Source organism: Amycolatopsis sp. NPDC026612, assembly GCF_040638285.1.
Lineage (GTDB): Bacteria > Actinomycetota > Actinomycetes > Mycobacteriales > Pseudonocardiaceae > Amycolatopsis.
This window is the reverse complement of record NZ_JBEZYB010000065.1, coordinates 29,720-42,871: the sequence shown is the minus strand read 5'-3', so window position 1 is coordinate 42,871 and position 13,152 is coordinate 29,720. Positions and strand designations below refer to the sequence as shown.

The 13,152-nt window shown below is 71.3% G+C and carries 8 protein-coding genes and 2 pseudogenes; 5 read left to right on the top strand and 5 right to left on the bottom strand.

The features are described from left to right. Positions 1–110 precede the first annotated feature (110 nt). Positions 111–1,946, bottom strand: coding sequence for an ABC transporter substrate-binding protein (locus AB0F15_RS35660; protein ID WP_360280373.1), 1,836 nt, complete (start codon positions 1,944–1,946; stop codon positions 111–113). Between the two features lie 167 nt (positions 1,947–2,113). On the opposite strand from AB0F15_RS35660, the gene AB0F15_RS35655 reads away from it, so the two are divergent. Together AB0F15_RS35655 and AB0F15_RS35650 are read left to right on the top strand one after the other, a co-directional pair. Then, positions 2,114–2,941: a M55 family metallopeptidase gene (locus AB0F15_RS35655; RefSeq protein ID WP_360280370.1), complete on the top strand. Its 828-nt coding sequence runs from the start codon at positions 2,114–2,116 to the stop codon at positions 2,939–2,941. Next, on the top strand, positions 2,934–4,241 hold the full coding sequence (locus AB0F15_RS35650; RefSeq protein WP_360280367.1) for a M20/M25/M40 family metallo-hydrolase: 1,308 nt from the start codon (positions 2,934–2,936) through the stop codon (positions 4,239–4,241). Before AB0F15_RS35655 ends, AB0F15_RS35650 begins: the two co-directional genes overlap by 8 nt. Here AB0F15_RS35650 and AB0F15_RS35645 read toward each other — a convergent pair whose 3' ends face one another. Beyond that, positions 4,242–5,213, bottom strand: coding sequence for a zinc-binding dehydrogenase (locus AB0F15_RS35645; RefSeq protein ID WP_360280364.1), 972 nt, complete (start codon positions 5,211–5,213; stop codon positions 4,242–4,244). A gap of 54 nt (positions 5,214–5,267) precedes the next feature. Between AB0F15_RS35645 and AB0F15_RS35640 the strand changes: the two genes are divergently transcribed. Next, positions 5,268–6,029: a helix-turn-helix transcriptional regulator gene (locus tag AB0F15_RS35640; RefSeq protein WP_360280361.1), complete on the top strand. Its 762-nt coding sequence runs from the start codon at positions 5,268–5,270 to the stop codon at positions 6,027–6,029. Here AB0F15_RS35640 and AB0F15_RS35635 read toward each other — a convergent pair. Next, complete coding sequence (locus AB0F15_RS35635) at positions 6,019–6,663, bottom strand: methyltransferase domain-containing protein (RefSeq protein WP_360280358.1); 645 nt, start codon at positions 6,661–6,663, stop codon at positions 6,019–6,021. The genes AB0F15_RS35640 and AB0F15_RS35635 overlap by 11 nt on opposite strands. Positions 6,664–6,706: 43 nt before the next feature. Further along, entirely contained in the window at positions 6,707–8,338 is a 1,632-nt protein-coding gene (locus AB0F15_RS35630) for a tannase/feruloyl esterase family alpha/beta hydrolase (RefSeq protein ID WP_360280355.1), read from the bottom strand. A 161-nt stretch (positions 8,339–8,499) separates the two neighbouring features. On the opposite strand from AB0F15_RS35630, the gene AB0F15_RS35625 reads away from it, so the two are divergent. Then, positions 8,500–12,816, top strand: a complete 4,317-nt coding sequence (locus AB0F15_RS35625; RefSeq protein ID WP_360280352.1) for a GH92 family glycosyl hydrolase — start codon at positions 8,500–8,502, stop codon at positions 12,814–12,816. 81 nt (positions 12,817–12,897) lie between these two features. Here AB0F15_RS35625 and AB0F15_RS35620 read toward each other — a convergent pair. Next, a pseudogene (locus AB0F15_RS35620) lies at positions 12,898–13,020 on the bottom strand (DNA-binding transcriptional regulator); the annotation flags it as partial. A gap of 2 nt (positions 13,021–13,022) precedes the next feature. On the opposite strand from AB0F15_RS35620, the pseudogene AB0F15_RS35615 reads away from it, so the two are divergent. After that, positions 13,023–13,130 (top strand): annotated as a pseudogene (locus AB0F15_RS35615) (RidA family protein); the annotation flags it as partial. Positions 13,131–13,152 lie beyond the last annotated feature (22 nt).

Genomic DNA, 13,152 nt, shown 5'->3' with positions numbered 1-13,152 from the left:
CTTTTCCGCGTTGCGCCCACATTCTTGTGGACCACCGGGGGGGTCCGGGCCCCGCGGGGGGGCTCGTCGGGGTCGACGAGCACCGCGGCCTGATCGGGCGTGGTCATGTCCTACTCGCGGTCTTCCGCCGTCTTGCCGCGACGGCTGAACGCGATGCCGCCGCCGACGAGGACCAGCACGACGACCGCGCCGATGACGATCCACAGCACGGTGTTGCCGGAGCCGCCGCTGCTCGCGGTGTTCTCGGCGCCGACCGGGGTGGCGCCGTAGACGCCCCAGTAGCCGGACTGCTCGAGGATGGCGCCCTTGGGCTGCGGCTGGGTGGTGAAGCCGGCGAACTTGTCGGAGCGGTAGGCCTCGAGCGCGTTCTGGTAGTCGAGCACGATCGTCGGGAACTGGCTGTAGAGCCGGGCCTGGGCCTGCTTGACGTAGTCGGCGCGCTTGGCGTCGTCGGTCTCGGTCAGCTGCTTCTTGTAGAGGTCGTCGTACTGGGCGTCGCAGAAGAACGTGTCGGTGCTGCCGCCCTTGCCGTCCGGGCTGGGGCGGGCGGCGCAGGTGTGCAGCGACAGCGCGTAGTCCGGGTCGGGACTGGTGCCGTAGCCGCCGATGGCCAGGTCGTACTTGCCGGTCTCGGTGCGGTCGGACAGCTCGTCGTCGGAGACGAGGTCCTGCTTGACGGTGATGCCGATGTCCTTGAGCCAGCCGGTGATGTACTGGGCGACGCCCTGGTCGTAGCTGCGGTTGGCGTGCCCGGTCAGGCGCAGTTCCAGCTTGGCGCCGCCGGGGGCGGTCCGGACGCCGTCCGGGCCCTTGGCGTAGCCGGCCTGGTCGAGGGTGGTGTTCGCGGCGGCGAGGTCGAACTTGACCTTTTCGGTGTCGCTCGGGTCCCAGTGGTAGGCGGTGTAGAGCGGGGGCACGATGCCGCCGCCGACCTGGCCGAGGCCCTTGAGCACCTTGTCGACCAGCGCCTGGGTGTCGACGGCCTGGGTGATGGCCTTGCGGACCTTGAGGTCCTTCAGCACCGGGTTGCCGTCCCCGATCGGGTTGTTCGCGTTGTCGGTGACGCCGAAGTTGATCGACAGCTCGTCGTAGCGGCGGCCGGGGGCGGCGTTGGTGGTGATGCCCTGCTGGCCCTGCAGCGCCGCGTACTGGTTGGGGTTGAGCCGGTTGATGACGTCGACTTCGCCCTGCTTGAGCGCGTTGACCGCGGCTTCGGTGTCCTTGAACTGCAGCAGCTGCAGTTCGTCGATCTTGGGGGCGCCGCGCCAGTAGTCCTTGTTGGCCTTGAGCTTGACGTACTCGTTCGGCTTGTACTCGGTGACCTGGAACGGGCCGTCGGAGACGCCGGCGATCTTGAGGTCGTCGGTGGTGGGGGCCTTGAGGTCGGTGACCGGTTCCCAGATGTGCTGGGGCACGATCGGCACGTCGAGCAGGTTCATGTTGACCTGCACGGTCTTCGTCTTGACGACGAGGGTGGTGTCGTCGGGGGCGGTGACCGTCTCGAAGTTGGCCACGTAGTTGCCGTTGGCCGTGCGGGCGTTCTCGTCGCTGAGCATGCGGGTGAAGGTGAACGCCGCGTCCTTGGCGGTCACCGGCTTGCCGTCGCTCCACTTGACGCCGCTGCGGATCTTGAACGTCCAGGTCAGCTTGTCCGCCGACGGGGTCCACGACTCGGCGAGCGCGGGTGACGCCTCGGCCTTCTCCGCGTTCGGGATGGTGAGGAACTCGTAGGTGAACCGGCCGATCTGCGTGGACGCCGACAGCACCGCGGTGAACGGGTTGAGGTGGTCGATGCCGGTGGTCAGCGCGACCCGCAGCACCTTGCCCTGCTGGGCCTGGGCGGGCACGGCGAGCGGGATCGCTGCCAGTGTCGCGGCCGCGACGACCGCGCCCACCCGGGCGAACCGTCCGGTCCTGCGTTGGAACTGCACCAAAAACCACCCCATCATTCGCTGTGAGCCTCCCCAAGGACGAGAAGTAACCACATATCGGGACAACCGCGCAATATGTTGCCGCCTCGGCAGGTGCCCGATCGTTATCGATCGATTTTCGTGACGGAGGGTAATCGGAGCTTTCGCGCCCCGGCCGGTGGGCGCTGGCTAGAGTGCCCGGCATGCGCATCATGGTCTCGGCGGACATGGAGGGCGCCACCGGCGTCACCTGGACCGACGACGTCGTGCCCGGTTCGCCGCAGTGGGACCGCTTCCGGCGGCTGTTCACCGGCGACGTCAACGCCGTGCTGGCCGGCCTGTTCGCCGCCGGGGCCGACGACGTGCTGGTCAACGAGGCCCATTCGTCGCAGCGGAACCTGCTGCTGGAGGACCTGGACCCGCGGGCGCGGATGCTGACCGGGCGGCACAAGCCGCTGTCGATGATGCAGGGCATCGATTCCGGTGTGGACGGTGTGGTCTTCCTCGGCTACCACGCCGGCGCCGGTTTCGACGGCGTCCTTTCCCACACCTACCTCGAGAACCAGATCACCGGGGTCTGGCTGGACGACGTCCCGGCGAGCGAGGGGCGGCTGAACGCGGGCGTGGCCGCTGAGTACGGCGTCCCTGTCCTGCTCGTTTCGGGTGACGACAAAACGTGTGACGACGCCCGTGATTACGCTCCGGAGGCGGAGCTGGTCCAGGTGAAGGAGTGCGTGAGCCGGTACGCGGCGATCTGCCTGCCGCCGGCGCGCACGGCGGAGCTGCTGACCGGCGCGGCGGCCGACGCGATGGCGCGGGCGGGCCGGGAGGAACGGCGGGTCGGCGCGCACCGGATCGAGGTGGAGTTCGACGCGAGCCACCTCGCGCAGGCGGCGGCGGTGATCCCGACGGTGGAGCAGATCGGGACGCGGCGGATCGGCTTCGACGCGGCCGACATGACCGGGGCGATGCAGTGCTTCAAGGTCGTCACGGCGATCGCGGCGGGGGCGGTGCAGGGCATCTATGGCTGACGTGGCTGACGTCGTCGAGCTGTGCGCGGACCTGATCCGGTTCGACACGACCAACCGCGGCGGGAACGACGCCGAGGGCGAGCGCCCGGCCGCGGAGTACGTGGCGGCGTTCCTCGACGGCCTGGGGATCCCGGCGCGGATCATCGAGGCGGCGCCCGGGCGGGCCAGCGTCATCGCGCGCGTACCGGGCACGGACCCGGCGCTGCCGGCGCTGCTGGTGCAGGGGCACCTGGACGTCGTCCCGGCGGACGCCGCGGACTGGTCGGTGCCGCCGTTCGCCGGTGAGGTGCGCGACGGGTACCTGTGGGGCCGCGGCGCGACCGACATGAAGGACTTCGTGGCGATGGTGCTGGCCGCCCTCGCCGGCGGGGCGCGGCCACGGCGTGAGCTGGTGCTCGCGTTCGTCGCCGACGAGGAGGACCGCGGGGACTGGGGTGCGCACTGGCTGGTCGCCCGGCACCCGGAACTGTTCGACGGCTGCGTGGCGGCGATCGGCGAGTCGGGCGGCTACACCTACCACGTGCCCGCCGCCGACGGCCGGGACGTGCACCTGTACCCGGTCGGCACGGCCGAGCGCGGGACGGCGCACCTGCGCCTGACCGCGCGGGGCCGGGCCGGGCACGGCTCGCGCCCGAACGACGAGAACGCCGTCACCCGGCTGGTGGGGGCGCTGCACCGGATCGCCGCGCACCGCTGGCCGGTGTCGCTGACCCCGGCGGTCCGGGCGTTCCTGGAGCGGACCGGCGCGGCGCTGGGCGTCCCGGTCGACCTGTCCTCTTCGGACGGCGTGGACGCCTCGGTCGCAGCGCTGGGCCCGGCGGGCGCGCTGGTGGTCCCGACGATCCGGACCAGCACCACCCCGACGATGCTCGACGCGGGCTACAAGGTGAACGTCATTCCCTCGACGGCGACCGCGCAGATCGACGTGCGGGTGCTGCCGGGCACCGAGGAGTCGTTGTTCGCCGCGCTGGACGAGCTGCTCGGCGAGGGTGTGACGCGCGAGTTCGTCGCGCACCAGCCGCCGGTGGAGGCGCCGGTGGACTCCCCGTGGTTCGACGCGATGGCCGCGGCGCTGCGTGCGGAAGATCCGGAAGCGGTCGTGGTGCCGTACTGCCTGGGCGGCGGGACGGACGCGAAGGCGTTCACCCGGCTGGGGATCGACTGCTACGGGTTCGCGCCGCTGTGGCTGCCGAAGGGGTTCCCGTACCGGGCGATGGCGCACGGGGTGGATGAGCGGGTGCCGGTGGCGGGTCTGCACTTCGGCACCCGGGTGCTGTCCCGGTTCCTCGAGAACTGCTGATCACGGCAGCACGACGAGCTTTCCGGCGGCTTCGTCGTTCTCCATGTACCGGTGGGCGGCGGCGATGGCGTCGAGGGGGAAGACGCGGTCGAGGTGGGGGTGGTAGCCGCCGGCCTCGACGTCGTCGACGATCCGTTGCAGCACGTCGGTGGCGCCTTGGTGGTCGTTGCTGTGGAAGGCCGTCAGTTTGGTGCCGGACGGGATCTTCGCGATCGGTTCGAAGTCCGGGATGAGCCACCCGCTGAGCGAGCCGGCCACGCACACCGTTCCGCCCCGGCGGACCAGGTGCAGGGAGTCCACGGCCGTGCGGGCGCCGACGAGGTCGAGGACCCAGTCCGGGCCCTCGGGCCACAGCTCGGACAGGCCGGTCAGCGGGCCGCCGTCGTCGATGAGCACGTGGCCGGTCAGTGCGGCGGCTTTCTCCGGTCGCCGGGTGGTGGCGGCGACCGCCACGCCGTGGGCGGTCGCGATGGCGGCGGCGGCCAGCCCGACCGAGGACGTGCCGCCGCGGATCAGCAGCCGTCCGGTGCTGCCCGGCCCGATGCTGAGCGCGTCGAGTGCGCCCTGCGCGGTCAGGTACGTCTCGGGGAGCGCGGCGAGGACGTCCCAGGGCAGGGTGGTGGCGACCGGCATCAGCAGCGGGTTCGGCAGCAGGGCGTATTCCGCGTAGCCGCCGTCGAAGGCCCGGCCCATCTCCCCCATCATCGCCGCGACCGTGGTGCCGTCGGGGATCCGCGGGTCGGTGGAGGCGGCGACGGTCCCCACGCATTCGATCCCGAGCACCCGCGGGAACCGCACGTCCGGGGAATGGCCCTGGCGAGTCCGCAGCTCCGACCGGTTCAGGCCGGCGCCGCGCACCTGCACCAGGCTCCAGCCCGCCCGGACCGCCGGGACCGGCAGCTCCCGGATTTCCAGCACTTCCGGGCCACCCGCCCGGACGCAGACCGCGGCTCGCATCGTCTTGGTGTTCATGCGTCCACTGTCACCGGGGCACGGGGTGGCCTGCCACCGGTAGAATGCCAGTTCATGCCCATTGGCCGCCAAACCGCGCCGAACTCCCGGATCTGGCCGTCCGGCGGGGCGCACCTGTGGCCGCCGGGCGAAACCGTCCCGGCGGAGGCCCACACGCGGGGACACCTGGTCTACGCGGCCCGCGGTGTCCTGTCCCTGCGCACCGAGCGGGGCACGTGGATCGTCCCGGCCAACCGGGTCGCCTGGACGCCGGCCGGGTACACCCACCGGCACCGCGCGCACGGCCACACCGACATGCGGATCGTGTTCCTGCCGCCCTCGGTGGCCCGGCTCGTCCCGGACCACCCGGCCGTGTTCACCGCTTCGGACCTCGCCCGCGAGGTGCTGCTCGCCCTGACGGGCCCGCGCGAGTACGACCGCGCCGCGAGCGCCCGCCTTCGCCGGGTCCTCGTCGACGAACTGCGCGCGGCCCCCGAGCAGCCGCTCCAGCTGCCGGAACCGCGGGACGACCGGCTGCGCGCGCTGGCGCGGGTGCTGGACGAGAAGCCGGGGGACACCACGTCACTGGCGGAGCTCGGGGCGCGGGTCGGCGCCAGTGCACGCACGCTCAGCCGGTTGTTCCGCACCGAACTCGGCATGACGTTCTACGCGTGGCGCACCCAGCTGCGCGTCCACCACGCGCTGGTCCTGCTCGCCGACGGCCACGACACCACCCACGTCGCCCACGCCTGCGGGTGGGCGAACCCGAGTCACTTCATCGCGGCCTTCACGGCCGTCGTCGGCAGCACGCCCGGCCGCCACCGGATCACCGCGTGAAGGTGGCCCAGTAGCGGGCGCCCGCGCGAATGGTCTGCAGGCTCACCAGCCGGACGCCGTCCTGGGCGACCGATTCGACTTCCGGGCGGCTGAACGGCCACGGCGGGCTCTGCCAGTTCGCCATGTCCATGTTCTCCTCCGCGACCTCGGACACGATCGCCGTGCCACCCGGGGCGAGGAACGAGGCCAGGGACGTCAAGGCCGCGGGCCGGAAGTCGCGGGGCATCGCCTGGATGTTCATGATCTCCACGACCAGGTCGAACGCGTGGTGCCACTCCCCCGGCGGGTTCAGCAGGTCGGCCACCACGTAGTCCACTGTGGACTCCGGGAAGCGCGCGCGGGCCGCCGCCACCGCGGTCGGGGCGACGTCGAACCCGGTCACCGTCCAGCCGTGGGCCGACAGCAGTTCCGAGTCGTCGCCCAGCGCGCTGCCCACCACCAGGGCCCGGCGGCCCGCGCCGGGCCGCACCCAGGCGGCCAGGTCGGCGTTCGGCTTGCCCCGGGTCCACGGGACCTCCGCTTCGCCGCGCTCGGCGGCGGTGTAGAGCTGGTCGAACCACCCGGTCGGGTCGTTGCGGGCGAGGGAGGCGCGGGCGAGTACCCGGTCGGCGGGGTCCGGTGTCGTCGTCGTCATGGTCGTGACCTTAGTGACGACACCGGACCCCGCGTGACCGGTTTTACCGGGCCACCGGCCCCGGGATCGCGTACAGCCCGTTGCCGGCCCAGTCGACGACGTCCCGGACCGGCGAGGTGGGCGGCGCCGGGCGGAAGCTGGCCGCGTCGTCGACGCTGCCGGTGCCGTCGTAGACCGCCCGCTGCGGGTAGGCGAACACCGGGCGGGTGCGGGTGACGTTACCGGCGGCGTCACGGCCGGTCGCGGTCACCCGCGTGGGTGCGGTGCCGCGTTCGACCCAGGCGACCAGCTCCCGCAGCGGGTCGAACTCGGTGAGCGTCGTGCCGCCGCCGCAGTGGTAGAGCGACGGAACCATGAACAGTCGCGCCCAGTCCTGCGAACGGCCGTGGGTGAGCCGCTGGTAGTAGTCGAGCGTGCCGGTCGGCGGGATGGCTTCGTCGGCCCAGCCGTGCCAGAGCACGAGTTTGCCGCCGCGGTCGCGGAACGCCGACAGGTCGAGGTTCAGCGCGTCGTAGCGGACGCCGACCGGGGTGAGCCGGTCGAACTCGGCTTTGGTGAAGGCGAAGGTGTCGACGGTCGAGGCCGGCGCGCCGATCGGGTAGCCGAGGTAGCGCAGGTAGTTGTCGGCGAGGTTGCGGGCGAAGGGGAAGCCACCGGTCTCGGGGGTGCCGATGATCCAGCCGGCCCAGGACAGCTCGGACCCGGGCTGCTGGCCACCGGGGTAGAGCAGCGTGCCGTGGGCGTCGGTGGGCGGCGAGTACAGCTTGCGAGCCGCCGCGGCCTGGGCCGGGGTGAGGCAGGACGGCGTGTCCGCGCCGGTGCAGGTCAGCTTCGCCGGATCGAAGTGGCAGGCGCGCGGGTCGTCGAGCTGGCCGTCGGTGAGCCCGTCGAGGCGGTCACAGGCGGCCAGGACGGCGGCGTGCAGGGCGGGCAGCTTGGCGGCGGTGAGGATCGGGCTGCCGTCCGCGGCGGTGTTCACCCGCGCCAGCCACGTCTGGTACACCCCGAGCAGCGGGCCCCAGTAGTTCGCGGGAGCGCCGGCGTCGATGCCGTCGAAGTCCGCCGGGTAGCGCTGGGCGAGCAGGAGGGCTTCGCGGCCGCCGTCGGAGCAGCCGGTGAAGTAGGACTTCTTCGGCGGGGCGCCGTAGAACGCCTGGATGATCGCCTTGGAGGCGCGCGAGACGACGTGGGGTGCGCGGAACTCGAAGTCGTTGCGGGCGGCCTGGTCGTTCGCGCCCCAGCTGCCGTCGTCGACGACGGCGGGGGTGTGCCCGACGTGCCCGTCGTCAGTGGCGGCGACCGCGACGTCGCCACCGTGGGGCAGGCCGCAGTCGGCGAAGGCGGGCGGGTTGACCAGGCCGCAGAAGCCGCCGCAGCCGTACTGCAGGTAGCGCCCGGCGTAGGTCTTGGTGGGCAGCCGCAGCTCGAACCGCACGGCGGGTTCGACGTAGCCCTGCACGCCGCAGTATTCGGGGTCGGTCCCGGTGGCCGCGACGACGGCCGCCGAGGCCACGTGGGTGGGTGCGCCCGGGAGGGTGAACCCGCGGACCAGGTCGGCGCAGGCGGTCACCGGCCGGACGGCCGGTCCGGTCGCCGCGGTGGCGGCGCCGGGGGTGAACGTGGTGGTCGCGAGCGTGAGTGTGACGATGACGGTGAAGATCCTGAACGGCCTCATCGGGCCCCCGTTTCCGCATGGTCTTTCCGCGTTGTCCAGTTCTGGCCAGGTTTGCCGGGCGGTCTTGACATCGATGTCACCCGCGCGTTTCCCTTCGTTGGCGCCGCCGGTCCCCGCCTGCGCGGCGCTGCTCAGTCCGCCCTCCAGAGCTTGGAGCAACGATGCCCCGAAGCGCCAGACCGCCGGTCGTTTTCCTGGTGACCGCCGCCGTGGTCGCCGCCGGCCTGGTCGCCATCCCCGCCGCCTCGTCCGCCGCCGAAGACGCCCTTCCCCCCGACTTCTCCTCGTCCTTCGAGGCGGGTGACGTCCAGCCGACGTGGACCGACACGGTCGACACCGACGCGGCGGGCAAGCCGCGCGCCTCCGGCGTGAACGGCGCGAACGGCACCGCCATCCCCGGCGACATCCGCGGCAAGGTGACCGAAACCAGCGCGAGCAGCGAGAACACCGGCGGCGGCGAGGTGGTGTCGAACCTCGTCGACGGGACCACGGACACGAAGTGGCTGTCGTGGGACCCGACCGCGTGGGCGCAGATCACGGTGTCGGAGCCGACGTCGATCACGCACTACGCGCTGTCTTCGGCCAACGACTTCGACAACCGTGACCCCCGGGACTGGACGCTGCAGGGCTCGAACGACGCGAGCACCTGGACCGACGTGGACCAGCAGACCGACCAGGCGTTCACCGCCCGGTTCCAGCAGAAGGACTACCGGCTGGCCGCACCGAGCGCGCCGTACAAGTTCTTCCGGCTGAACATCACCCGCAACAACGGCGGGCCGATCCTGCAGCTGTCGGAGCTGCTGCTGGCCAACGACGAGCCGGCACCGCCGCCGCTGCCGAACATGCGCAGCTTCACCGACTCCGGCCCGACCAGCGGGTACACGAACAAGAACCGCGTCGGCTTCACCGGGCTCAAGGCGTTCCGCTACTCCGGCAGCCAGACCGCGGCCGGGCACGGCTGGTCCTACAACAAGGTCTTCGACGTCGACGTCCCGGTCGTGGCCTCCACCGAGCTGTCGTACAAGGTGCAGCCGCAGTTCATCACCGGTGACCTGAAGTACCAGAGCACGAACGTCGCGATCGACCTGGTCTTCACCGACGGCACCCGGCTGCGCGACCTCGGCGCGACCGACCAGTACGGCTTCCCCCTCACCCCGGAGGGTCAGGGCAAGAGCAAGGTGCTCTACACCAACCAGTGGAACCTGGTGCGCTCGGCGATCGGCACGGTCGCCAAGGGCAAGACGATCGACCGGATCCTGGTCGGCTACGACAACCCGGACGGCCCGGGCTCGCTGCAGGGCTGGCTGGACGACGTGAAGATCTCCGCCACGCCGACCCCGCCGGCCAGCACCCGCCCGACCGACAACGTGCTCACCACCCGGGGCACGATGGCCAACGGCACGTTCTCCCGCGGCAACAACTTCCCGGCCACGGCGCTGCCGCACGGGTTCAACTTCTGGACACCGGTGACCGACGCCGGGTCCGACAGCTGGCTGTACAACTACAGCACCCAGAACAACGCCGACAACCTCCCCGCGCTGCAGGCGTTCAGCGTGAGCCACGAGCCGAGCCCGTGGATGGGTGACCGGCAGAGCTTCCAGGTGATGCCGTCCGCGGCGGCCGGGGTGCCGGACGCCAACCGCGACAAGCGCGCGCTGGCCTTCAAGCACAGCGACGAAACCGCGCGGGCGCACTACTACGGGGTGCAGTTCCAAAACGGGATCAAGACCGAAATCGCCCCGGCCGACCACGCGGCGGTCATGCGGTTCTCGTTCCCGGGTGCGGACTCCAGCCTGATCTTCGACAACGTCAACAACGCCGGCGGGCTGACGCTCGACCCGGCGGCGGGCACGCTGAGCGGCTTCACCGACGCCAAGAGCGGCCTGTCGGCCGGCGCAGGCCGGATGTTCGTCTACGCCACCTTCGACAAGCCGGTCTCCGCGGGCGGCAAGCTCACCGGGCAGGGCCGCGACAACGTCACCGGCTACCTGCGGTTCGCCGCCGGCGCCGACAAGACGGTGACCATGCGGATCGCGACGTCGCTGATCAGCGTGGACCAGGCGAAGAAGAACCTCGGGCAGGAGATCGCGCCGGAGGCGACCTTCGACACCGTCCGCGACGCCGCCCAGCGGACGTGGGACGACCAGCTGAAGGTGATCGAGGTCGAGGGCGCGTCGAAGGACCAGCTCACGACGCTGTACTCGAACCTGTACCGGCTGTTCCTCTACCCGAACTCCGGGTTCGAGAACACCGGCACGGCCGGCAAACCGGCCTACAAGTACGCGAGCTTCGTCTCGCCGAAGGCCGGTGCGGACACCCCGACGCAGACCGGGTCGAAGATCGTCGACGGCCAGACCTACGTCAACAACGGGTTCTGGGACACCTACCGCACGACCTGGCCGGCGTACTCGCTGCTCACCCCGGACATGGCCGGGAAGATGGTCGACGGGTTCGTGCAGCAGTACCGCGACGGCGGCTGGATCTCGCGGTGGTCCTCGCCGGGCTACGCCGACCTGATGACCGGCACCAGTGCCGACGTCGCGTTCGCCGACGCCTACCTCAAGGGCGTGAAGAACTTCGACGTCAAGTCGTTCTACGACGCGGCGCTGAAGGACGCGACGGTGACCCCGCCGAACAACGCCGTCGGCCGCAAGGGCGTCGACCAGGGCATGTTCCTCGGGTACGCGCCGAACAGCGCCGACCACGGGTTCTCGTGGTCGATCGAGGGGTACGTCAACGACTTCGGCATCGCGAACCTGTCGAAGAAGCTCTACGACGAGGCACCGGCGAGCGACCCGCGCAAGCAGGAGTACCAGGCGAACTACGAGTACTTCACCAGCCGGGCCCAGCAGTACGTGAACCTGTTCGACCCGAGCGTCGGGTTCTTCCAGGGCCGCGACGCCGCGGGCAAGTTCAGCCGCTCGCCGCAGGACTACGACCCGCGGGTGTGGGGCATCGACTACACCGAAACCGACGGCTGGGGCATGGCGTTCTCCGTGCCCCAGGACGGGCAGGGCCTGGCGAACCTCTACGGCGGCAAGGCGGGGCTGGCGAAGAAGCTGGACGCCTTCTTCGCCGACCAGGAGACCGCGAACTTCCCGGGCTCCTACGGCGGGGTGATCCACGAGATGCGGGAGGCCAGGGACGTGCGGATGGGCCAGCTCGGCCACTCCAACCAGGCCTCCCACCACACGCTCTACATGTACGACTACGCGGGCCAGCCGTCGAAGACGCAGGAGAAGGTCCGCGAGGCGCTCTCGCGGCTCTACACCGGCAGCGAAATCGGCCAGGGCTACGCGGGCGACGAGGACAACGGCGAGCAGTCGGCGTGGTGGACCTTCAGCGCGCTGGGCTTCTACCCGCTGCAGATGGGCAGCCCGAACTACGCGATCGGGTCGCCGCTGTTCAAGAAGGCGACGATCCACCTGGCGGGTGGCAAGGACCTGGTGATCAACGCCCCGAAGAACAGCGCGAAGAACGTCTACGTCCAGGGCGTGAAGGTCAACGGCAAGGCGTACTCCTCGACGTCGCTGTCCCACGACCTGATCGCTCGCGGCGGGGTCATCGACTTCGACATGGGCCCGAACCCGTCGAAGTGGGGCACCGGCCCGAACGACGCGCCGAAGTCGATCACCCAGGGCGACGCCGTCCCGGCGCCGCTGCACGACGAGACCGGGCCCGGCCGGGGCACGCTGTCCACTTCGGACGGTTCCGACGCCGCGGCGCTGGTCGACAACACCTCCCGCAGCCAGGCCGCCGTGACCGGCGCCGTGCAGTACCAGCTGAACTCGACCGACGAGGCCGTCACGCACTACACGCTGACGTCCCAGACCGGCGCGGGCGACCCGAAGAGCTGGGTGCTGAAGGGCTCCTACGACGGCAAGACCTGGGCGGTGGCCGACCGGCAGACCGACCAGGCGTTCACCTGGCGGCAGCAGACCCGCGCGTTCAAGGTGACCGACCCGGCGCACTACGCCTACTACCGGCTCGAAGTGACCGCGACCAGCACCGGCGCCCCCGCGCAGCTGGCCGAATTCGAGCTGCTGGGCAAGCCGGACGCGGCCTGCACCCGCACGGTGACGGGTGTCCGGTCCGGTCCGCTGTCGATCACCTCGGGCACGGTGTGCCTGCAGGACGCCACGGTGTCCGGCCCCGTCACGGTGGCGCCGGGTGCCTCGCTGGTGGTGCGCGGCGGTTCGGTGAACGGGCCGCTGGCGGCCACCGGCGCCGCCCAGGTGGTGCTCAACCGCACGAAGGTGACCGGCCCGGTGGCGATCACCGGAGTGACCGGACCGGTGTCGATCGAGCTGACCGACATCGGCGGCCCGGTCGCGCTGACCGGCAACCACGGACCGGTGCTGACGTCGAGCACGGTCGGCGGCCCGCTGGCGTGCGCGGTCAACTCACCGGCTCCGACGGACCACGACCTGCCGAACACGGTGCGTGGCCCGGTCGTCGGGCAGTGCACGAAGATGTAGATCTGCGATAAGCCCGTGAAGGCCACCCCGATGCATTCGGGGTGGCCTTCACGCTTTCGGGCGCGGCGGCGGTCGGTGGCCCGCGTGCCAGGCGTCCTGGTAGGTGACCTCGAACCGCAGCCGGCCGTCGGCCTCGGGCTCCTCCGCGCGGACCGCCACCGCCGTGCTCAACAGGTCCTCGCGGCGAGCCGGGCGGACCCGGACCCGCGCGGCTGGGTGCCGCCGGGGTGGCCCCGGCCACCACGATGCCCGGGGTGAGCCGGCTGGCGATCCCGGGTCGGCTGGTCGAGCTGGAGGGCACCGCCGCCGCCTAGACCGGCCACTGCTGCCCGCCCC

Excerpts from the sequence above, each read along its gene's own strand:
- AB0F15_RS35660 (WP_360280373.1), bottom strand. The coding sequence starts at position 1,946 with ATGGGGTGGTTTTTGGTGCAGTTCCAACGCAGGACCGGACGGTTCGCC.
- AB0F15_RS35655 (WP_360280370.1), top strand. The coding sequence starts at position 2,114 with ATGCGCATCATGGTCTCGGCGGACATGGAGGGCGCCACCGGCGTCACC.
- AB0F15_RS35650 (WP_360280367.1), top strand. The coding sequence starts at position 2,934 with ATGGCTGACGTGGCTGACGTCGTCGAGCTGTGCGCGGACCTGATCCGG.
- AB0F15_RS35645 (WP_360280364.1), bottom strand. The coding sequence starts at position 5,213 with ATGAACACCAAGACGATGCGAGCCGCGGTCTGCGTCCGGGCGGGTGGC.
- AB0F15_RS35640 (WP_360280361.1), top strand. The coding sequence starts at position 5,268 with ATGCCCATTGGCCGCCAAACCGCGCCGAACTCCCGGATCTGGCCGTCC.
- AB0F15_RS35635 (WP_360280358.1), bottom strand. The coding sequence starts at position 6,663 with ATGACGACGACGACACCGGACCCCGCCGACCGGGTACTCGCCCGCGCC.
- AB0F15_RS35630 (WP_360280355.1), bottom strand. The coding sequence starts at position 8,338 with ATGAGGCCGTTCAGGATCTTCACCGTCATCGTCACACTCACGCTCGCG.
- AB0F15_RS35625 (WP_360280352.1), top strand. The coding sequence starts at position 8,500 with ATGCCCCGAAGCGCCAGACCGCCGGTCGTTTTCCTGGTGACCGCCGCC.